The sequence below is a fragment of the Arthrobacter sp. P1_C12_2 genome, assembly GCF_056406415.1.
On the sequence record NZ_JBFUAF010000007.1, the window covers coordinates 1 to 20,987 of the forward strand.

Here is a 20,987-nt window from a genome sequence, read left to right on the forward strand (position 1 = left end):
TACCCGTGGGAGTCGCAGCAAACTCATCATGATCCCGAGCGTAAGCCCAAATCCCGACCGCATGCCCCGAAATCCCATACTCACGCAACACCGCACCCTTTTGACCACGCGGGGCAGCCTCGTACTTCTCCAGGATCGAAAGCTTCTCCTCAAGAGTCCGGAACGGCACCTTCCCAGTCGACTTCGTCATGCCCAACCCGCCCGCCTGTCGCGAAGACAATCTGTCTCACGACAGGCTGACAGAGAGGGGATTCCCGTAGCGAGAGAAATCTTGCGCGTCGCGTGCCACTCTGCGCGTCATGGAACACTCCGAGCGGACCTGATCGAGCCGACGCCGCAGACCGATCGGAGCCAACCATTGACAGATTGTGGCCAGCGTCACATACTTGTGGAACCGATTCCATGGAATCGATTCCATAGACTTATTCGAGAGCAGTTCAGAATCGAAAGGGCACAGCAGTGACGGGACCTTCCATCACCATCAAGGACGTGGCTGCACTGGCCGGCGTCTCCGCCGCGACGGCGTCCAGGGTGCTGTCCGGAAACCCCGCAACCTCCCCGGAGTCCAGGGAGAAGGTGGCCGCCGCCGTCGCCGAGCTGGATTTCCACCCCAACGCCCAGGCGCGCGCGCTCCGTTCCACCCGGACCAACGTCATCGGGCTGCTCGTTTCGGACGTCCGCAACCCGTTCTTCGCCGATCTGGCGCACGCCGCCGAGCAGGCGGCCCTCGCGGAGGGGCTTGTCACGCTGCTGGGAAACGCCAACGAGAGCATCCCGCAGCAGGACCGGTACCTGGACACCTTCATTTCGCAGCGCGTGGACGGCGTGATCGCCGCACCGCAGGGCGAAGGGAGCTCCAGCCTGCACGCCCTGTTGGAGCGGGGCATCCCCACGGTGTTCGTCGACCGGACCGTCCACGGTATCGATGTCCCGAGTGTGACCACCGACAGTGATGCCGGCATCCGCCAGGCCGTGGAGCATCTCGCCAGGCAGGGCCACGAGCGCGTCGGCTACATCGCCGGGCCCCAAACCACGTCCACCGGACGGGACCGGCTCAAGTCCTTCTCCCGCGCGGCCCGGGAGTTCGGGCTCAGCACCGACCCCGCCCTGACGTATTTCGGCGACTTCCAGTCCGCCAGCGGTTCGGCCGGCGCGCACCACCTGCTGGGCCTCGCGCAGCCGCCATCCGCGCTGTTGGCTGCCGACAGCCCCATGGCCGTCGGAGCCCTGGCCACCTTGAACCGGAAGGGCCTGCGCATCGGCCGGGACATGGCCCTCATCGCCTTCGACGACATCGAGTGGTTTTCGCTGCTGGATCCGCCGCTGACCGTCATCTCCCACGACGTGGAGGCGATGGGCCGCACCGCGGTCAGGCTCCTTCTCGAGGTTATCGACGGGCAGAAGCCGGAATCGGTCGTTCTTCCGAGCGAGCTCATTGTCCGCGCCTCCTCGGGCACTCCCGACGCCAGCCTGGGGCATCCGTGACAACGGCGCCCCTCAATTCCGCCCCTAATGTATTGCGGCCTGGGGCACCGTTCCGCACCACCGAAGGAGCAGGTCCAATGAGCACGGTTTTTGTGGTCGGAAGCCTCAATATCGACCAGAACATCCGCGTCCGTTCCCTGCCCCGGGCGGGCGAGACCGTCCGAGGCTCGGACGCAACGTTCAGCCCCGGCGGCAAGGGCGGCAACCAGGCCGTCGCCGCCGCGCGGGCCGGCGCCACGGTGAAATTCACCGGCGCCGTCGGCGACGACGCTCATGGCCGGCGGATTCTTGAGGTTCTGTCCGGAGCCGGCATCGACGCCGGCCACGTGCGGGTCAGCGTCACCGCCGCCACGGGAACGGCGCTCATCGCGGTCGATGAGCGGGGCGAAAACCAGATCATCGTCAGTCCGGGCGCAAACTCCGGAATTACCGCCGACGACGTCGAAGCGGGACTCGCCGCCGTCCAGGCCGGCGACGTCCTGGTCCTGCAGCTGGAGATCCCGACGGCGCTGGTCCGGCAGGCCGCGCGGACCGCGAAGAGCCGCGGGGCATTCGTCATCCTCAACGCCGCCCCCGCCCCCCGGCAGATCGGCGGCCTGCTCGACGACGTCGACCTCCTCGTGGTGAACGAACAGGAAATCCAGATCCTCGCGGAGCTTGCCGGAGTCCGCGGAAACCACCGGGACCTGGTCCAGACGCTCCCGCCCGCCCTGGGTCCGGCCATCGTCTGCACCGCTGGCGCGGACGGGTCCTTCACGGTCCTCGACGGCACCCTTGTGCACGTGCCGGCGACGAAAGTGGAGGCCAAAGACACCACAGGAGCCGGCGACACGTTCGTGGGCTACGTCGCCGCATCCCTGGCCGGCGGCCCGCGTGACCTGCCTGCCGCAATGATCCATGCCACCCGTGCTTCCGCCCTCGCAGTGACCCGCACCGGCGCTATGGAATCGATTCCATGGCGCAGTGAAGTATCGGCGTCCCCGCCGAACCCCGCCAATCCGAACCCAGCAACGCCCAGCCCCGTCGTTCCGAACTAAGGAGACCCATGAAAATCGCACTCGGCAATGATCACGCCGGCTTCCCCCTGAAATCGTTTGTCCAGTCAGTCCTGGAGGATCTCGGCCATGAGGTCATTGACTGCGGCGCGCCCAGTGAGGCCCCGGTCGATTTTCCGGACATCACCCGTGCCACCTGCGATCTGGTCCGCTCCGGCGAGGCCGAGCGCGCCGTACTGGTCTGCGGCACCGGGGTCGGCGCCGTGATGGCGGCCAACAAGATCCCGGGCATCCGCTGCGCCCTGGGGCACGACGTCTATTCCGCCCACCAGAGCGTAGAACACGACGACGCGAACGCAATCGCCATGGGTGCCTGGCTGATCGGCAGGGCCACCGCCAAGGAAGTCCTCCAGTCCTTCCTCGACGCGAAATTCGACAACGACGAGGACACCATCCGGCGGGTCCGGAAGCTTCGCGAAATGGAGCTCGAGGGCGCCAGGGAACTGGCGGGCGAAATCTGATCCGGCCGGCACTGCACGGCAAACGCTTACCTGGCCTTCGGCATACCGCCCAAGGCTGTCCAGCAATATCAAAGGAGATATAGAACATGACGGCAGCAATCACGGACCGGCCGCGCCAGGCCGCCCACGGTTCACCCGGAAAGATCAAGACCGCCATGGCTTCGGCCGCCGGCACGTGCGTGGAAAACTACGACTTCGTCGCCTACGGCACGGCCGCGGCCCTGTACTTCGGCAAAGTCTTCTTCCCCAACACGGACCCCGTGGTCGGAACGCTTCTGGCCTTCGCCACCCTGGCGGTGGGCTTCCTGATGCGCCCCATCGGCGGAGCCGTCGGCGGCTACCTCGGCGACAAGTACGGCCGCAAGCCCGTGCTCGTCGGCGCGCTGCTGACCATGGGCATCGCCACCGTCCTGATTGGCTGCCTCCCCACATACGGGCAGGTCGGCATCCTCGCACCCATCTTGCTGGTCATCATCCGGATGATCCAGGGCCTCGCCTTCGGTGCCGAATGGGGCGGCGCCGTCATGATGACGTTCGAGCACGCACCGTGGAAGAAGCGCGGCCGTTTCGCCGCCATTCCGCAGGCGGGCAACCCGCTGGGCATCACCCTCGCCAACGCCGCCTTCCTGCTCTCCGCCTCCCTGCAGACCGACTGGGCCTGGCGCCTGCCGTTCCTGGCTAGCTCCATCCTGATCGTCGTCGGCCTGGTTGTCCGGATGAAGCTTGAGGAATCCCCCGAATTCGAACACACCAAGGCCATGGGCGCGATCGTCAAGAACCCCCTGGCCACCGTGATCAAGAACGACTGGCGGAACATCCTGCGGGTGATCTCACTGCGCGTCGTGGAGAGCTGCGCGTACTACGTCACGGCCACCTACCTGCTTTCCTACATCACGAAGAACAACCCCGACGACCGGGCCGTCGGCCTTACCGGAATTGTGATCGCGAGCCTTCTTGCCATCCCGGTCACGCTGATCGCCGGCGCGCTCACCGACCGCATCGGCCGCCGCAAGCTCTACCTCGGCGGAACCATCGCCGTCATTGTCTTCGGCTTCCCGATGTTCCTGCTCAGCAACACCGGCAACCCGTTCCTGATCGTGCTGGCGTTCGTGATCGGCATTGGCATCATCCACGCGACGTTTACCGGCACGCAGGGCGCCTGGTTCGCGGAGCTGTTCCGGACCAACACCAGGACGTCCGGTGCCTCCATCGGTTACCAGGTTGCCGCCTCCATTTCCGGGTTCGCGCCCTTCCTGGCCGTGCTCCTGGCCTCCGTCTTCGGGTGGGCGGGCGGCGCCTCGCTGTACGTCCTGGTGGGTGTCATTGGCCTGATCGGCGTGCTGAACACTCGCGAAACCTGGGGCGCAAAGGAAAAAGCTGAAGTCGATGCCATCATCGCCGGCGAGCCGGCCGGCAGCGCGGACCAGCCGGCGCCGTCGGCTGCCCGGTAGCCGCACAGCGGGTACCCGCACAAAATAGGGCGCAGTAAACGAGCGACCGGGGTCGGCCTCTTGGAGGCCGACCCCGGTCGCAGCAGTCTGAGGTATCCCGCGCTACTTTCCGGCCGCTACCGGGACCGGACGCTCTGCCGCCGGCTTCCCGGCGTCGGCATCCGCCGCGGGCGGAGTTTTCAGCTTGAGGCGCTCGATGATCGAAATCCCACCGCCCTTGCCGCTGCGGTTCTTGTTGAAGATGTCGAAGCCGACGGCGAGGAGCAGGACCAGGCCCTTGATGAGCTGCTGGTAGTCCGTGCCGAGGCCCAGGATCGACATGCCGTTGTTGAGGACACCCATGATGAGACCGCCGATCATGGCCCCTGCCACGGTTCCGATGCCGCCTGTGACGGCGGCGCCGCCGATGAACGCCGCTGCGATGGCGTCCAGTTCGAAGCCCGTGCCGCCGGCCGGCTGGGCGGAGTTGAGCCGGGCCGTGAACACGAGGCCGGCCAGTGCGGCAAGGACACCCATGTTCACGAACAGCCGGAAGGTGACGGCCTTGGTTTTGATGCCGGACAGCTCGGCAGCGTGGAGATTGCCGCCGAGTGCGTAGGTGTGCCGGCCGAAGACGCTGTTGTTCATCAGGGCCGTGTAGACGATCACCAGGACCGCCAGCACGATCAGGACGATCGGGGTGCCCCGGTAGCTGGCGAGCAGGAAGGTGATGGTCAGCATGAGCAGGGCAATGAACGCGGTCTTGGTGATGAACCAGGTCAACGGCTCGTTCTCGAGGTCGAACTTCTGGCGGATCCGGCGTTCCTTGACCGCCTGGATCACCAGTGCCAAGGTGGCGCCGACGCCAAGGATGACCGTCAGCCACTCCAGCACCGACGTGCCGCCGGAAATGTCCGGCAGGAAGCCGCCGCCCAACGCCCGCAGTTCGCCCGGGAACGGCGTGATCTGCTGGTTCTTGAGAACGATCAGTGTCAGGCCGCGGAAAATCAGCATCCCGGCGAGGGTGACGATGAAGGCGGGGATGCCGACGTAAGCGATCCAGTAGCCCTGCCAGGCACCCACCAGCGCGCCGACCAGCAGGCAGGCCGGAATGGCAAGCCACCATTCCCAGCCCCAGTGCACAATCATGACCCCGGCACAGGCGCCGATGAAGCCGGCGACCGAACCGACGGACAGGTCGATGTGGCCGGCGATGATCACCATCACCATGCCGATCGCCAGGATCAGGATGTAGCTGTTCTGGACCACCAGGTTGGTGACGTTTTGCGGCTCCAGCAGGATCCCGTCCGTCAGGATCTGGAACAGCAGGACGATCAGGATCAGGGCGACAAAGATGCCAACCTGGCGGAGGCGGCTTGTCAGGAAACCCAGGGATTCTCGGAGGGCGGACATGTTCGCTATTCCTTCTCTTTGGTCATGTAGTGCATGAGGGTTTCCTGCGATGCTTCGGCGATCGGGACCTCGCCGGTGATGTGCCCGGCGGACAGGGTGTAGATCCTGTCGCAGATGCCCAGCAGCTCGGGCAGTTCGGAGGAGATCACAATGACCGCCTTTCCTTCCGCGGCCAGCTTCGCGATGATCGTATAGATCTCAAACTTCGCGCCGACGTCGATCCCCCGGGTGGGTTCGTCGAGGATCAGCACGTCCGGATCGGAGTACATCCACTTGCTCAACACGACTTTCTGCTGGTTGCCGCCGGACAACTTGCCCGTGATGGCGGCAACCGACGGAGCCTTGATATTCATGCTCTTCCGGTAGTCGTTGGCCACCACGGTTTCCTGGTTCTTGTCCACCCAGCCGCCCTTGACCAGCTTGCGCAGCGCCGCCATGGAAACGTTCCGCTTGATGTCCTCGATGAGGTTCAAACCGTAGAGCTTGCGGTCCTCGGTGGCGTAGGCGATGCCGTGCTTGATGGCGTCAGAGACGGTGGAAGTGTTGATTTCCGTGCCGTGTTTGAAAACCTTCCCCGAGGTTGCGGTGCCGTAGCTCCGCCCGAAGACGCTCATGGCCAGCTCCGTCCTGCCGGCACCCATCAGTCCGGCCAGCCCCACCACTTCCCCCTTGCGGACGTTGAGGCTGGCGTTGTTGACCACCACCCGGCTGTAGTCCTGCGGGTGCCGGACGGACCAGTCCTCGATCCGCAGGACTTCCTCGCCAATCCGTGGTTCCCGGTCCGGATACAGGCTTTCCAGGTCCCGGCCAACCATTCCGCGGATAATGCGTTCCTGGGTGATCTCGCCGTCGCCCAGGCGGAGGGTCTCGATCGTCTTGCCGTCGCGGATGATGGTGACGGCGTCCGCAACCTTGCGGATTTCGTTGAGCTTGTGGCTGATGATGATGCTGGTGACACCCTGGCCCTTCAGGTGCAGGATCAGGTCCAGCAGGTGGCTCGAGTCCTCGTCGTTGAGGGCGGCCGTCGGTTCGTCGAGGATAAGGAGCTTGACCTCCTTCGAGAGTGCCTTGGCGATTTCCACGAGCTGCTGCTTGCCCACGCTGATGTGCTGGACGGGGGTGACCGGGTTTTCGCTCAGGCCCACTCGGGCCAGGAGGTTCGCGGCCTCCAGGTTGGTCTTGCGCCAGTTCACCCAGCCGCGCTTGGCCTGTTCATTGCCGAGGTAGATGTTCTCGGCGATGGACAGGTAAGGGCTCAGTGCCAGCTCTTGGTGGATGATCACGATTCCGCGCTTCTCGCTGTCGCTGATGCTGGAGAAGTTGCAGGGTTCGTTTTCGAAGAGGATGTCGCCGTCGAAGGAGCTGTGCGGGTAGACGCCGGACAGCACCTTCATCAGGGTGGATTTCCCTGCGCCGTTTTCACCGCAGATGGCGTGGACTTCGCCGCGGTTCACCTGCAGGGTGACGTCCTGGAGGGCCTTCACGCCCGGGAAGGTCTTGGTGATTCCTCGCATTTGAAGAATGGGTGTGTTCATCGCCAATTCTCACTGACTGGTAGTACCTGAGACGTCCTGCGGCTGCAGGGGTCTACGGGAAGGGTGGCGGCCCGGACTCGACGGCGGGCCGCCACCCTTCGACGTGGCTACTTGACGTCGGCCGCCGTGTAGTAACCGGAGTCGATGAGTTCTTTCTTGTAGTTCTCATTCGTGATGATGACGGACTTGAGCAGGTACGCAGGGACTACCTTGACCTTGTTGTTGTAGGTCTTGGTGTCGTTGACCTCAGGTTCCTGGCCCTTCAGGAGGCCGTCGACCATCTTCACGGCCTGGGCTCCCAGCTGGCGCGTGTCCTTGAAGATCGTGGAGTACTGCTCGCCGGCGGTGATGGACTTCACCGAACCCTTTTCGGCGTCCTGGCCGGTGACGATCGGCAGGCTTCCCTTGGCGTAGCCGCCGGTGCTGGTCAGGGCTGAGATGATGCCGATGGAGAGGCCGTCATATGGGGAGAGGACGCCATTGAGCTTGGTGCCGGAACTGTAGGCGGCCGTGAGGATGTCCTCCATGCGCTTCTGGGCCACCGGGGCCTGCCAGCGCAGGATGGCAGCCTGCTCAAACTTGGTCTGGCCGCTGGGCACCTTCAGGGTTCCGGCGTCCAGGTAAGGCTTGAGGGTATCCATGGCGCCGGTCCAGAAGAAGTTGGCGTTGTTGTCATCCGGGCTGCCGGCGAAGAGCTCCACATTGAACGGGCCCTTGCCTTCGACCTTGTTGCCGCTGGCGTCAACAAGGCCCAAGCCGGTCAGCAGCGAAGTGGCCTGCTGCACGCCCACCGTGTAGTTGTCGAAGGTGGTGTAGAAGTCGACGTTCGGCGTGCCGTTGATGAGCCGGTCGTAGGCGATGACCTTGACGTTTTGTTCCTTCGCCTTGGCGAGGACGTCGGTCAGCGTGGTGCCGTCGATGGCCGCGACGATGAGGGCTTTGGCACCCTTGGTGAGCATGTTCTCGATCTGGGACACCTGGGTGGGGATGTCATCATTGGCGTACTGCAGGTCGGCTTTGTAACCGAGCTTCGTCAGGGATTCCGAGACGTTCTTGCCGTCGGCGATCCACCGTTCCGAAGTCTGCGTCGGCATCGAGATCCCGACGAGGGAACCGGCGGCATCGGAGCTGGCGGCCGGGGCGGCCGTGCCCGGCCGGCTGCCGCAGCCTGTGGCCCCTACGGTCACAGCGAGGACAACCGCGACGGCGCCCAGGAGTTTCCTGATCTTCACAATTTTCTCCTTCCGCGGACCATAGTCCGCGAAGTTGCTCCTGATCGCAGCCCTGCACGTCATCGTGCCCCTGCGGGGCGGTAACAGCGGGAGGATTGCGGAGGTCTGAATGGAACGGGGATTCAGCCAGCAAGGAAAATGCGGCTGATTGTTATCGCTAACAATATGGTCAAAGATAGCTTCTTGAAACATGTGAGTCAACGCACATACGGCGTTGGATCTGCTGGGGAGTAACAGCCGGCCCTCAGACGGCGAAGATACGCCAGGCCACGCGGTGTGAGGCTCCGGGCTCGAGCCGCACGAGGTCCGTGCCCGTGTTGAAGGCATCCGGCGGGCACGTCATGGGTTCCACGGCGAGCCCCAGCCGGTTGGGGAGCGGCGGTTCCGTGTCCCCGGTGTAGAGCTGCAGCCAGGCGCAGCTGCGGTCCCAGGCCATGCCGACGCCGGTGCCGCCCGGGTCCCGGAGCACGACGTGCGCCTGCCCTTCGCCGTCGAACACCATGTCGGTGAAGGCATGGTCGATCTCGGTAGAACCGATGACGCGGGCGGCGCGGAAGTCGTATCCGTGTCCTTCAACGGTCCGGGTGGCGATCGGCAGCAGCCGGTCGGGCGTGACCTCAAGGAACGTCCGCGCCGGCATCTCCAGGCTCCATTGATCCAGCGGCGCCGGCCCGGCCAGCAGGTACGGGTGCGGGCAGACCCCGTAGGGCGCGGACTGCTCCCCCGCATTGGCTGCGGTGACGGCAGTGTGCAGGCCATCGCCGTCCAGCCGGTAGCTGGCGGTGATCGACAGCGCGAAGGGGTAGCCCGGCGTCGGCCTGATGGCGCAGGAGAGCTCCACGGCGGATTCCGTTCGGGATTCCAGCCTCCACTCCAGCTCCGGGGTGAAGCCGTGCAGGGCGCACTGCCGGCCTGGTTCGTTGACCGGCACCTGGTAGTCCACGCCGCCAAAGGTGTACGTCCCGTCGGGAATCCAGCTTGGCCAGGGTGCGACGATGACGCCGCGGAAGTCCGGGTTGGGCCCGCCGGCCGGGAACGGGACGATCAGGTCCCGCCCCCGGAACTGCAGCGTCCGCACCGCCGCACCGCGGGCGGCGACGACGGCGGTGTACTCCCCGTGCCGGAGCCCGTATTCGTCCCCGGTCACAGACCGCCGGCCAGCTTGTAGTAGGCGGCATTCCAGGCGAGTTCCTTCTTGAAGCCCCTGATGGTGGTGCCGTCGTCAATGGTCAACAGCTCGGTTTCGGCGATCTCGGCGAAGTCCTCGAAGACGTCCATGCCGACGGCGGTGGACAGCACGGTGTGGTGGGCGGCTCCGGCGGTCAGCCAGGCGGCGGCTGAGGTGGCGAAGTCCGGTTTGGGCGACCAGAGGGCCCGGGCCACCGGCAGGTTGGGCAGCGGCTCCTCGAGGTCCACGACGTCGACGGCGTTGGCCACGAGGCGGAAGCGGTCGCGCATGTCGGACAGCGCCACCACGACGCCGGGGCCGGCGTCGGTGTCAAAGACCATGCGGACGGGATCTTCCTTGCCGCCGATGCCGAGCGGGTGGATTTCCACCCGGGGCTTGGCGGCAGTCAGGGACGGGCAGACCTCCAGCATGTGTGCGCCCAGGATCTTCTCCTGGCCCGGGACGAGGTGGTAGGTGTAGTCCTCCATGAGCGAGGCTCCGCCGGGGAGCCCGGCGCCCATGACTTTGGCTGCCCGGACCAGGATGGCGGTCTTCCAGTCGCCCTCGGCACCGAAGCCGTAGCCGTCGGCCATGAGCCGCTGCACGGCCATGCCGGGGAGCTGGCGCAGTGCGCCGAGGTCTTCGAAGGACGTGGTGAAGGCGGCCGAGCCGTTGGCCTCCAGGAAGCTGCGGAGCCCCAGTTCGATCCGGGCGCTGTACCGCAGCGACTCGTGGCGCGGACCGCCGGCGCGGAGCTCTGGGGCCACGGCGTAGAGCCGCTCGTATTCGGCGACGAGGGAGTCGACGTCGGACTCTGCCGCGCCGTGCACGGCGTCGGCGAGTTCGTTGACGGACCAGGTGTTGACCGAGACGCCGAAGCGCAACTCGGCCTCGGTCTTGTCCCCTTCGGTGACGGCGACATTGCGCATGTTGTCGCCGAAACGGGTCAGCTTGAGGGTCCGGACGGCAGCCCAGCCCGCGGAGGCGCGCTGCCAGGATCCGACCTGGCGGGACACCTCGGGGTTGGACACGTGGCCGACGACGGTTTTGCGGGGGATGCCGAGGCGGGACTGGATGTAGCCGAACTCGCGGTCGCCGTGCGCGGCCTGGTTCAGGTTCATGAAGTCGAAGTCGATGTCCGCCCACGGCAGTTCGACGTTGGCCTGGGTGTGCAGGTGCAGGAGCGGCTTCCGGAGCAGGTCCAGGCCCTGGATCCACATCTTGGCCGGTGAGAACGTGTGCATCCAGGCGGTCACGCCGATCACGGCGTCATCCGAGTTGGCCTCCAGGGCGGTGCGGCGGATCGCGTCCGAGTCCGTGAGCACGGGCTTCCAGACGATTTTCACCGGGACGTCTGCGGAGGCGTTCAGCGCGTCGGCGATCTCCTGGGACTGGGCGGCGACCTGCTTGAGGACGTCCTCGCCGTAGAGGTGCTGGCTGCCGGTGAGGAACCAGACCTCGTACTGTTCAAGGGACGTGTTGTTGGCGTTGGACATGTTTTCTCCTGCGGAGGGTGGGGGGCGACGGCGGTATCGCGGCCTAGCGGCCTGGTTTTTGGGCCTGGCGGCCCGGGATTTTGGGCCTAGCGGCCTGGTTTTTTTGCGCCTAGCGGCCGTAGACGTTCTGGTAGCGGGCGTAGAGCGAGCCGATCTGGGCCGGGTCGATCGGCAGGGGCTCGCCGAGCTGCCGGGAAATATGGACGGTCCGTGCCACTTCCTCGCACATGACGGCGGCTTTGACCGCCGAGCGGGCGTCCTTGCCCACCGCGAAGGGCCCGTGGTTCTGCATCAGCACGGCCGGCGAGGTGGACTGGGCCAGGGTGTCCACGATGCCGCGGCCGATCGAGTCGTCGCCGATCAGCGCGAACGGGCCCACCGGGATCGTCCCGCCGAACTCGTCCCCCATCATGGTCAGCACGCAGGGGATCTCCTCTCCCCGCGCAGCCCAGGCCGTGGCGTAGGTCGAATGGGTGTGCACCACGCCTCCGACCTCAGGCATGTGCCGGTAAACATAGGCGTGCGCCGCGGTGTCCGAGGACGGTGACAGGGCGGGGTTGCTCCATTCGACCGTCTCGCCGCCGGCGCCCGCGGCGTCCGCGCTGGTCGATGCGCGGCTCACCGGCGTGCCGTACAGGTCCGTGACCACCATGAGTTCGGGGGTGAGTTCGTCGTAGGAGACGCCCGAAGGCTTGATGACCATGAGGTCATAACCGGGGACGCGGGCGGAGACGTTCCCGGCCGTCCACACCACCAACCCGTAGCGGGTCAGCTCAGAGTGCAGTCCGCAGACTTCCCTGCGAACCCGGGCGATGGACTCCAGCAGCGCGCTCATGCCGGCACTCCTGAGGTGAGGAGGGTCTTGGCGACGAGGGGCCTGACGGCATTGCGCTGGATCACCTTGAGCCGGTGCATGACCTCGTTCGCTCCCCTGCCGAAGTAGTCGTGCAGGGTCCGGTATTCCCGGAAGAGTTCCTCGTAGGCAGCGACGTTCTCCGGGATCGGGGTGTAGACGGCGCCCGGCGCCGAGCCCATGGCGGCCGCGGCCACCCTGATGTCCGGGTACTTCCCGGCCGCGACGGCGGCGTGGATGGCAGATCCCAGGGCGGGCCCCTGCGCCGATCCAATGGTGGAGAGCTGCAGGCCTGTGACATCGGCATAGATCTGCATCAGGAGCTCGTTCTTCAGCAGCCCGCCGGCGACGATGAACTCCCTCACCGGCACCCCGGAGTCGCGGAAGGCGTCCACGATGGTTCGGGTGCCGAAAGCCGTGGCCTCCAGAAGCGCCCGGTAGACGTCCTCCGGGCGGGTGGCCAGCGTCTGGCCGACAACCAGGCCCGAGAGTTCGTGGTCCACCAGCACGGAGCGGTTTCCCGAGTGCCAGTCCAGCGCGATCAGGCCGTGCTGCCCGATTGCCTGGCCGCCGGCCATTTCGGTGAGGTACTGGTGGATGTCCAGGCCCCGGGCGGCGGCGGCCTGGTGGTATTCCGGCGGGACCCCGTACTTGGTGAACCAGCCGAAGATGTCCCCTACCCCGCTCTGCCCGGCCTCATAGCCCCACAGCCCGTCCACGATCCCGCCGTCCACGGCACCGCACATGCCGGGCACTTCCCGCAGTTCGTCGCCGTTCATGACATGGCAGGTGGAGGTGCCCATGATGGCCACGAGCTGGCCCGGTTCCACCGCTTTGGCGGCCGGGGCGGTGACGTGCGCGTCCACGTTGCCGACCGCGACGGCGATCCCCTCGGGCAGTCCGGTCCAGGCGGCGGCCTCGGCGGTGAGGCGGCCTGCGGCGTCGCCGAGCCGGCCGATGGTGTGCTCGAGCTTGGTGGATACGAAGTCCTTGAACTGCGGATTCAGGGCGGCCAGGAAGTCTTCGGACGGGTAGCGGCCGTCCTGGTAGATCCCCTTGTAGCCGGCGGTGCAGGCGTTACGGACGTAGTTGCCGCAGAGCTGCCAGACGATCCAGTCGGCGGCTTCCACCCAGCGGTCCATCGCGGCGTAGCATTCCGGGTCTTCCTCGAGCAGCTGCAGTCCCTTGGCGAATTCCCATTCGGAGGAGATCAGTCCGCCGTAGCGCGGGAGCCAGATTTCGCCCCGTTCGGCGGCAAGCGCGTTGATCCGGTCCGCCTGCGGCTGCGCGGCGTGGTGGCGCCAGAGCTTCACATAGGAGTGCGGCCTGTCCGCAAAGTCCGGCAGCTCGCTGAGCGGGATGCCGTCGGCCTTGACCGGAACCATGGTGCAGGCCGTGAAGTCCGTGGCGATCCCCACGACGGCGGCCGGATCGATTCCGGCGTCGGCGATCGCCGCGGGCACGGCGTGCTGCAGGACCTGCCGGTAGTCGTCAGGCACCTGGAGTGCCCATTCACCCGGAAGCCGTATGCCGGCGACGCCAGCCGTATCCTGAGGAAGCTCGCCGGTGACCACGGCATGCGGGTAGTCGAAGACCCCACTGCCCAGTTCCTTACCGTCCCGGACCCGGACGACGACGGCCCGCCCGGAAAGCGTGCCGTAGTCCACGCCTATGACAAAGTTTTCGGTTCCGTCCACTGAGAAGTCCATCAAATCCTCCAATAGGTTCCGCAACATTGCGAACCCCCTTATTGTTAGCGCTAACAAACAGGCTGTCAAGAGGGCTGGTCACGCATGGCCGGAAACGGAGGGCTTCGGCCCTTAGGAGAGCCGGGGACGGGGTGCGGTGCTGGCGCGCACCACGAGCTCAGGTTTGACCACCAGGGCGCCGCTGGCGGCATCGTCCTCGACCTGGGCGCGTATCAGGTCCATGCAGCGCTTTCCGAGTTCCTCGAAGTCCTGTCGCACGGTGGTCAGCGGCGGCATGAAGTAGGCGGATTCGGGCTGGTCGTCAAAGCCGACCACGGAGACGTCTTCCGGCACGCGGATGCCCTTCTCGCCGAACGCCCGCAGCAGTCCGAGCGCCATCTGGTCGTTGCTGACGAACAACGCGGTGGCGCTGCGCTGTTCTGCCAGCTGCTGCCCGATCCGGTACCCGCTGTCCGCACTCCAGTCCCCCTCGACCAGAAGTTCGTCGGAGAGGCCGGCTTCCGCCAACTCCTCGCGCCACCCGTCAACCCGGGCTTTGCCGTCCACCCAGTCGAGCGGTCCGGAGACATGGCCGATCCGCTCGTGGCCAAGGCTGATCAGATGGGCGACGGCCAGCCGCGCCCCGAGCTTCTGATCGACCATCGCGCCGCTCAACCGCCCTTCTCCGGTTCCGCCGACGACGATCACCGGGAGATCCAGGTTCAGGTCCTCGAGCACCTGAAGTGTCCCGTCGTGCGGCACGATCACAATCATTCCGTCCGCGCCCTGGTCCGTCAGGTGGCGCACCGCATCGCAAATGGCCTTCGCCGCGGCCCCCTTGATCGCGGCAATGCTCACGAAATACCCTGCTTCCCGGGCGGCTTGCTGGACCCCCAGCAGGGTATTCGCCGGGCCGTATTGCCCGAGCTCGGAGGCGAGGACGCCGATGGTCTGGGTGCGCCGGGTCACCAGGCTCCGGGCGGCCGTGTTGCGCCGGTAGCCGAGTTCGGCAATCGCCGCCTCGACCCGCGACCTTGTTGCCGTGCTGACATTCGGGTGGTTGTTGATCACCCGCGACACGGTCTGGTGGGAAACCTTGGCCAGCGCTGCGACGTCTTCGAGCCGCGGCTGCCGCCGGTCATTGTTGTTCCCCATGCGAGGCCCCTTTCGCTCCGATGCAGTCCACCGGCTTGAATCAAACTGTGAAATCAAACGATAAGAGGGCACGGGGCGTCCGTTGGTCGCCCGCCCCCGGCTCCTGTTAGCGCTAACGATAGTCCATTTGGCCCTGGTGTGATGCCCGCAGGGATCGGCGCCGGGAACCGGGAACGACGTGCCGGCCGGGGACCTTACCGGGCCGGGACGGCGGGCGCAGCGGGCACGGGCACGCAGCCGCAGGACGCCCGGAGGACCAGGTCCACGGGGAAGATCCGGTTCCGGGTGGGTGAGCCGCTGTCGGACTCGATGAGCGCCTCGACGGCGGCCTCGGCCATGGCCTGCACGGGCTGCGCGACCGTGCTCAGCGGCGGCCAGCTGTACTCCGCCTCGGCCGAGCCGTCGAAGGAGAAGACTGCCAGGTCCTCGGGGACCCGCAGGCCTGCCTCATATACGGCGCGCAGCAGGCCGACGGCCTGCAGGTCGGAACTGACAAACACGGCGGTGGGCCGGTCCGCGGCAGCGAGCAGCCGCTGCCCGGCCCGGTAGCCGCCCTGGCGGTCGAAGTCGCAGCGCACAATGGGCCCTTCCGGGAGCCCGGCCTCCGCCAGCCCCTGCTGCCACCCGATCTCGCGCCCGTCCAGGTCATTGCCAGCGTTCATGCCCATGACCAGCGCGATATTGCGGTGGCCGTGGCCCACCAGGTGCTCAACGGCACGCCGGGAGCCTTCCTGCAGCTCCACGCCGACTGAATTGAAGCCCGGAACCTCGCTGCTGTGGTTGAGCAGCACGGCGGGGATCTCCGAGTGCTCCAGCTCGGTCAGGTCGGGTTCGAACAGCACGCTGGAGAGGAAGACCCCGTCCACGCGGCGGCTCGCGAGGTTCCTTACCTGGCGGCGTTCGCTGGCCGCCGATCCGCCCGAGTTGGCCAGCAGGAGCGCATAGCCGCGCGCCGCTGCGGCCTCCTCCACGGCGCGGGCCAGGGTGGCGAAGAAGGGGTTGGTGGTATCCGGGACCACCATGCCGAGCATCTCACTGGAGCCCAGCTTCAGCGCCCTCGCCGCGGCGTTCGGCCGGTACCCCAGGGCGCTGATGGCCTCGCGCACTTTCGCGGCCGTCACCGGCGAGACCCGCTTGGGCCCGCCGTTCACCACATAGCTGACGACGGCGGTGCTGACACCAGCCAGCCGGGCCACGTCTTTGCGGGTGATCGTGGGCCTGGCGGGGGCTGGCGAATGTGGCACAGTGACCATGCTACCGCCGGAGTTCCCCGGCAAAGCCTTCCTCATTAGTGGCTTGCGCGGGCAGCCGGACGGGGGCGTCGCCGTGGTCCGGCACGGGCAACCGCTCCCCGCCGCGGAGGGCGGACTCGTGCGCCAGAATACCCGGGAGGGTGTAGCGGGCGGCTTCCCAGGCGTTGACGGGCGGGAGCGTTCCGGTGGCGACGGCGGTGGCGAAGTCGTCCACCAGGAAGTGGTGGCTGCCCTCGTGCCCGTTGTGAAGTCCGCGGAACTCGGCGGGGAGCCGGCCGGCGTCGTGCACGGCGGCCAGACCGGAGCTAAAAGCGTCCCGCAGGGCCGGTGCGACGTCGGCCAGCGCCGGATCGTCGGCAGCGAGCGTGGACCCGGTGGCCAGTTCGGCACTGACATCGGTCACGGACTCTTTGTCCTGCCAAACACTGACCGTGGCCAACTGCTCGAAGCTGGCTTCGGTGCCGAAGTACCGGAAGCGGCTTTCGCGCAGGTGGGAGGGGTAGCCGACGCGGCGCATCTCGTTGATGCGCATGGACCCGCCGGTGGAGAGTTCGAACAGCGCGGTGGCATTGGAGAAGTCGTTGCCGAACATGCTGACGTCCTTGTCGAAGACGCCGTCGCCGCGCTCGTCGGGGACGCCGAGGCAGCTGACGCTGACGGCATGGCCGCCGATCGCGCCCAGCACCCCGCCGGTGGAGTGGGTCGGATACAGCATGGGCGGGTAGCTGGCGGTGCGCTTCCAGTCCTCCCCGCCGCTGTACTGGTAGGCCTCGTAGAAGCCAAGGTCCATGTCGTGCACATAGTCGCCCTCGGCATAGAAAACGCGGCCGAAGGCGCCCTCGGCCTGGCGCTTGCGGGCATACACGGTGGCGGGGTTGTAGTAGCTGGTCTCGCCCATCATGTAGGTCAGGCCCGTCTCGCGGACGGCGTCGATGATCCGGGCGATCTCGTCCTGACTGATGGCCATCGGCACTGCCGAGTAGACGTGCTTGCCCGCACGGAGCGCCTGCAGCACCAGGGGCCCGTGGGTCCAGCGCTGGGTGAAGATCGCCACGGCGTCCACGCCGCCGTCGAGCATGGCCTCGAAGCTGGGGTAGGTCCCGGCCAGCCCGAGCCGCTCCCGGAGGGCCTCGGCCCGTTCCGGCAAAACGTCGGTGACATGGACTTCTGAAATGGCGGGGTGGGCGTCGAAGAGTTTGGCGAAGGCGCCTGCGAATTGGCCGGCGCCAACGATACCTAGTGAGAACGTCATGCAGGCAAGTGTCACACCAGTTTCTACTCGAGTCAATAGCTGGTGATGAGTGGAAGTTTTCAGCCCGGAAACATCAACGAAACGGTTGCGCATTGGAAAGTTACTCGTGTAGATTCAGCTCCAGTTGTAATCCACGTCACAGCATTCATGTAACAGCGGAGGAACCACCAATGACCACCACAACTGCCCGCGGAGCCGCCCCGGCCCGCAAGGCGACCGGCACGGGAACGGGCAATGCTGCCCCCCGCCGCCGGCGCCGACCCCGGAGCGACCTGAAGGTCGCCCTCTTCTTCATCGCCCCGGCCCTGCTCGGCTTCGTTGCCTTCTACCTCGTGCCGAGCATCCGCGGCGTCTACCTCAGCTTCACCGAGTACAGCGTCCTGGGAGATCCCACCTGGATCGGCACTAAGAACTACACCGCGATCTTCGCGGACGATCTGTTCTGGAACGCCATGGCCGTGACGGTCCAGTACGTGGCACTGAACATCGGCTTCCAGACCGCCATCGCTCTCGGCCTGGCGCTGCTGATGCACAACGTCGCCAAGTCCACGCTTATCCGCGGCGCCCTGCTGCTGCCCTTCCTCGTGGCCAACGTCATCGTCGCGCTGCTCTGGTTCTGGATGCTCGACTACCAGCTCGGCATCGTCAACGAAATCATCAACTGGATGGGTCTGCCGCGCATCGCCTTCTTCGGCAGCGAGCAATGGGCCATCCCCACCATCGCCGGCGTCAACGTCTGGCGCCACATGGGCTACACCGCCCTGCTGATCTTCGCCGGCCTGCAGTCCATTCCCAACCACGTGTACGAGGTCGCCTCGCTCGACGGCGCCTCCCCGACCCGGACCTTCTGGAGCATCACGATGCCGCTCCTGCGCCCCGTGCTGGTGCTGGTCCTGGTGGTCACCGTAATCGGCTCCTTCCAGGTCTTCGACACAGTGGCAGTGACCACGGGTGGCGGCCCGATCAATGCCTCCCGCGTCATCCAGATGTACATCTACCAGAAGGCCTTCGGTGAATCCGACTTCGGCTACGCCTCGGCCCTGTCCGTCATTCTCTTCGTCATTCTCGCTCTTGTTGCCTTCGTCCAGATGAAGTTCCTCAAGGGCAACGAATCGGATCTGGACTAAGGAACCCCAACCATGACTACCTCCGCCCCCTCCCGCAAGAAGCCCGCCACCACCGCTCCCGCTCCCCGGAAGCCGGTCAACTGGCGCCGCGTCGGCGCCTGGACCCTCGTCGCCATCGCCGTCGTCGTGACGATCGCGCCGTTCCTCTGGATGCTCCGCACCGCACTGTCCAGCAACGCCTCCCTGGCCTCGAACGCCAGCAACCTGCTGCCGGCCGACTTCAGCCTCGGCGCCTTCAAACGGGTCCTGGGGCTGCAGAGCCCCGAGGAAGCCATCGCCGAGGGCGGCTCCGGCGCCGCCATCAACTTCTGGCTGTACCTGCGGAACTCCGTCATCTTCGCCACCGTCACCACCGCCGGGCAGGTCTTCTTCAGCGCGATGGCCGCCTACGCCTTCTCCCGGCTCCGCTGGCCAGGCCGGAACGTGGTGTTCGGCCTGTTCCTGGCCACCATGATGGTCCCACCGATCTTCACAGCCCTGCCCAACTTTCTGATGATCAAGAACCTCGGCCTGCTCAACACCTTCGCCGGTCTGGCCCTGCCGTTCCTGTTCATGACCCCCTTCGCCATCTTCTTCCTGCGCCAGTTCTTCCTCTCCATGTCCCGCGAGGTGGAAGAGGCCGCCATGCTCGACGGCGCCAAGCACGTGCGGATCTTCTTCCAGATCGTGCTCCCGAACGCCGCGGCCCCGCTGGCTACCCTGGCGCTGCTGACCTTCATCGGCCAGTGGAACGAGTACTTCTGGCCGCTGCTGGTGGGCCAGGACGAAAGCGTCCGCGTCCTCACCGTGGGCCTGGGCGTCTTCAAGTCCCAGTCCCCGCAGGGCGCCCCCGACTGGTCCGGCCTGATGGCCGCAACACTGATCGCGGCCCTGCCCGTCCTCCTGCTCTTCATCGCCTTCGGCAAGCGGGTGGTCAACTCCATCGGCTTCTCCGGCATCAAGTAACCCCGACCCAACACGCACTGCCCCCTCAACAAGCGTTCCCCTCAAAGAAGCACTTCCACGAAAGGTCCACCATGAAGAAGACCCTCGGCGCCGTCGCTGCCGCCGCAGCCATCGCCATCTCCCTCTCCGCCTGCGGCGGGTCCGCCCCAGTCTCCACCGAGGCCAAGGGCGAAATCAACTACTGGCTCTGGGACGCCAACCAGCTCCCGGCCTACCAGCAGTGCGCGAACGATTTCACCAAGGCCAACCCGGACATCAAGGTCAAGATCACCCAGCGCGGCTGGGACGACTACTGGACCACGTTGACCAACGGCTTTGTCGCCGGCACTGCCCCCGACGTCTTCACCAACCACCTCTCGAAGTACCCCGAGTACGCCGCGAAGAAGCAGCTGCTCCCCCTCGACGAGGCAGTGGCCAAGGACGGCATCAAGCTGGAGAGCTACACCAAGGGACTCCCCGAGCTCTGGGTGGGCCAGGACGGCAAGCGCTACGGACTGCCCAAGGACTGGGACACCGTGGGCCTCTTCTACAACAAGGCCATGACGGACTCCGCGGGCCTGACCGCCGAGCAGATGGCCAACCTGGACTGGAACCCGCAGGACGGCGGCAGCTACGAGAAGGCAATCGCGCACCTGACCGTGGACAAGAACGGCGTGCGCGGCGACGCGGCAGGTTTCGACAAGAACAACGTGGCCGTCTACGGCCTCGGCCTCGCCGGCAGCGGCTCCGGGCAGGGCCAGACCGAGTGGAGCTTCCTCAGCGCCACCACCGGCTGGAGCGCCACGGACAAGAACCCCTGGGGCACCAAGTTCAACTACGACGACCCCAAGTTCCAGGAAACCATCGCCTGGTGGGCCGGACTCGTAGAAAAGGGCTACATGCCCAAGCTCGAAACCACCGTCGGCGCCAGCTTGGCGGACAACTTCGGCGCCGGCAAGGCTGCCATCAACACCACCGGTGACTGGCTGATCGGCCAGTACCAGAGCTACAAGGGCGTGAAGACCGCGTTCGCCCCCACCCCGAAGGGCCCCGAGGGCAAGCGCTCCAGCATGTTCAACGGCCTGGCCGACTCCGTCTGGGCCGGCAGCAAGAACCCGGCCGCCTCAGTCAAGTGGGTCGAATACCTCGCCTCCACCGCCTGCCAGGACGTCGTAGCCTCCAAGGCCGTCGTGTTCCCGGCTCTCACCAGCTCCTCCGAGAAGGCAGCCGAAGCATTCAAGGCCAAGGGCACCGACGTCTCCGCCTTCACCACCCACGTCAAGGAAGGAACCACGTTCCTGTTCCCGATCGCGGACAAGGCAGCCAAGGTGGACGGCATCATGAAGCCCGCCATGGACGCCGTCCTCTCCGGCAAGAAGCCTGCCAGCTCCCTCACCGAGGCCAACAACCAGGTCAACGCCCTCTTCAAGTAGGCCTCTGAAGCCATAGCCGCCAGCAAC

At 66.2% G+C, this 20,987-nt stretch carries 18 protein-coding genes; 7 read left to right on the plus strand and 11 right to left on the minus strand.

All coding sequences use genetic code 11. The features are described from left to right. Nucleotides 1–190: hypothetical protein (locus tag AC1DZQ_RS09190; RefSeq protein ID WP_476963232.1), on the minus strand; the 190-nt coding region annotated here is incomplete at its 3' end. Nucleotides 191–459: 269 nt separating this feature from the next. Between AC1DZQ_RS09190 and AC1DZQ_RS09195 the strand changes: the two genes are divergently transcribed. The 4 genes from AC1DZQ_RS09195 (at nucleotide 460) to AC1DZQ_RS09210 (ending at nucleotide 4,452) form a co-directional block, all read left to right on the plus strand. Next, nucleotides 460–1,485, plus strand: a complete 1,026-nt coding sequence (locus AC1DZQ_RS09195; RefSeq protein ID WP_476963233.1) for a LacI family DNA-binding transcriptional regulator — start codon at nucleotides 460–462, stop codon at nucleotides 1,483–1,485. Nucleotides 1,486–1,562: 77 nt separating this feature from the next. Continuing rightward, on the plus strand, nucleotides 1,563–2,522 hold the full coding sequence (locus tag AC1DZQ_RS09200) for a ribokinase (RefSeq protein WP_476963234.1): 960 nt from the start codon (nucleotides 1,563–1,565) through the stop codon (nucleotides 2,520–2,522). 8 nt (nucleotides 2,523–2,530) lie between these two features. Then, nucleotides 2,531–3,001 carry an RpiB/LacA/LacB family sugar-phosphate isomerase gene (locus tag AC1DZQ_RS09205; protein WP_476963235.1) on the plus strand — a complete coding sequence of 157 codons (471 nt, stop codon included), beginning with the start codon at nucleotides 2,531–2,533 and terminating at the stop codon, nucleotides 2,999–3,001. 86 nt (nucleotides 3,002–3,087) lie between these two features. Beyond that, nucleotides 3,088–4,452, plus strand: a complete 1,365-nt coding sequence (locus AC1DZQ_RS09210) for an MFS transporter (RefSeq protein ID WP_476963236.1) — start codon at nucleotides 3,088–3,090, stop codon at nucleotides 4,450–4,452. Between the two features lie 102 nt (nucleotides 4,453–4,554). On the opposite strand, the gene mmsB is transcribed toward AC1DZQ_RS09210, so the two are convergent. The 10 genes from mmsB to AC1DZQ_RS09260 all read right to left on the minus strand — a co-directional run bounded on the left by mmsB (nucleotide 4,555) and on the right by AC1DZQ_RS09260 (nucleotide 17,476). Beyond that, complete coding sequence (gene mmsB, locus AC1DZQ_RS09215) at nucleotides 4,555–5,844, minus strand: multiple monosaccharide ABC transporter permease (protein WP_476963237.1); 1,290 nt, start codon at nucleotides 5,842–5,844, stop codon at nucleotides 4,555–4,557. A 5-nt stretch (nucleotides 5,845–5,849) separates the two neighbouring features. After that, the gene (gene mmsA / locus AC1DZQ_RS09220) at nucleotides 5,850–7,379 is read right to left on the minus strand and encodes a multiple monosaccharide ABC transporter ATP-binding protein (RefSeq protein WP_476963238.1); all 1,530 of its coding nucleotides are present in this window, start codon (nucleotides 7,377–7,379) and stop codon (nucleotides 5,850–5,852) included. A gap of 107 nt (nucleotides 7,380–7,486) precedes the next feature. Continuing rightward, nucleotides 7,487–8,611: a multiple monosaccharide ABC transporter substrate-binding protein gene (gene chvE, locus AC1DZQ_RS09225; RefSeq protein ID WP_476963239.1), complete on the minus strand. Its 1,125-nt coding sequence runs from the start codon at nucleotides 8,609–8,611 to the stop codon at nucleotides 7,487–7,489. Between the two features lie 244 nt (nucleotides 8,612–8,855). Continuing rightward, nucleotides 8,856–9,758, minus strand: a complete 903-nt coding sequence (locus tag AC1DZQ_RS09230; protein WP_476963240.1) for an aldose 1-epimerase family protein — start codon at nucleotides 9,756–9,758, stop codon at nucleotides 8,856–8,858. After that, on the minus strand, nucleotides 9,755–11,275 hold the full coding sequence (araA, locus tag AC1DZQ_RS09235; protein ID WP_476963241.1) for an L-arabinose isomerase: 1,521 nt from the start codon (nucleotides 11,273–11,275) through the stop codon (nucleotides 9,755–9,757). The genes AC1DZQ_RS09230 and araA overlap by 4 nt, the downstream gene beginning before the upstream one ends. 109 nt (nucleotides 11,276–11,384) lie before the next feature. After that, nucleotides 11,385–12,110 (minus strand): L-ribulose-5-phosphate 4-epimerase, encoded by a 726-nt coding sequence (locus AC1DZQ_RS09240; RefSeq protein WP_476963242.1) that lies wholly within the window; start codon nucleotides 12,108–12,110, stop codon nucleotides 11,385–11,387. After that, nucleotides 12,107–13,837, minus strand: coding sequence for a ribulokinase (gene araB / locus AC1DZQ_RS09245; RefSeq protein ID WP_476963243.1), 1,731 nt, complete (start codon nucleotides 13,835–13,837; stop codon nucleotides 12,107–12,109). The genes AC1DZQ_RS09240 and araB overlap by 4 nt, the downstream gene beginning before the upstream one ends. A gap of 111 nt (nucleotides 13,838–13,948) precedes the next feature. Continuing rightward, nucleotides 13,949–14,971: a LacI family DNA-binding transcriptional regulator gene (locus AC1DZQ_RS09250; protein ID WP_476963244.1), complete on the minus strand. Its 1,023-nt coding sequence runs from the start codon at nucleotides 14,969–14,971 to the stop codon at nucleotides 13,949–13,951. Nucleotides 14,972–15,165: 194 nt separating this feature from the next. Then, nucleotides 15,166–16,224: a LacI family DNA-binding transcriptional regulator gene (locus AC1DZQ_RS09255; RefSeq protein WP_476963245.1), complete on the minus strand. Its 1,059-nt coding sequence runs from the start codon at nucleotides 16,222–16,224 to the stop codon at nucleotides 15,166–15,168. A 1-nt stretch (nucleotide 16,225) separates the two neighbouring features. Then, nucleotides 16,226–17,476 carry a Gfo/Idh/MocA family protein gene (locus tag AC1DZQ_RS09260; RefSeq protein ID WP_476963246.1) on the minus strand — a complete coding sequence of 417 codons (1,251 nt, stop codon included), beginning with the start codon at nucleotides 17,474–17,476 and terminating at the stop codon, nucleotides 16,226–16,228. Between the two features lie 170 nt (nucleotides 17,477–17,646). Between AC1DZQ_RS09260 and AC1DZQ_RS09265 the strand changes: the two genes are divergently transcribed. From AC1DZQ_RS09265 to AC1DZQ_RS09275, 3 genes are all read left to right on the plus strand, one after another. Then, complete coding sequence (locus tag AC1DZQ_RS09265) at nucleotides 17,647–18,603, plus strand: carbohydrate ABC transporter permease (RefSeq protein ID WP_476963247.1); 957 nt, start codon at nucleotides 17,647–17,649, stop codon at nucleotides 18,601–18,603. Nucleotides 18,604–18,615: 12 nt separating this feature from the next. Next, entirely contained in the window at nucleotides 18,616–19,548 is a 933-nt protein-coding gene (locus AC1DZQ_RS09270) for a carbohydrate ABC transporter permease (RefSeq protein ID WP_476963248.1), read from the plus strand. A 71-nt stretch (nucleotides 19,549–19,619) separates the two neighbouring features. Further along, a complete protein-coding gene (locus tag AC1DZQ_RS09275; protein ID WP_476963249.1) occupies nucleotides 19,620–20,960 on the plus strand; it encodes an ABC transporter substrate-binding protein in 1,341 nt (446 codons plus the stop codon). Nucleotides 20,961–20,987 lie beyond the last annotated feature (27 nt).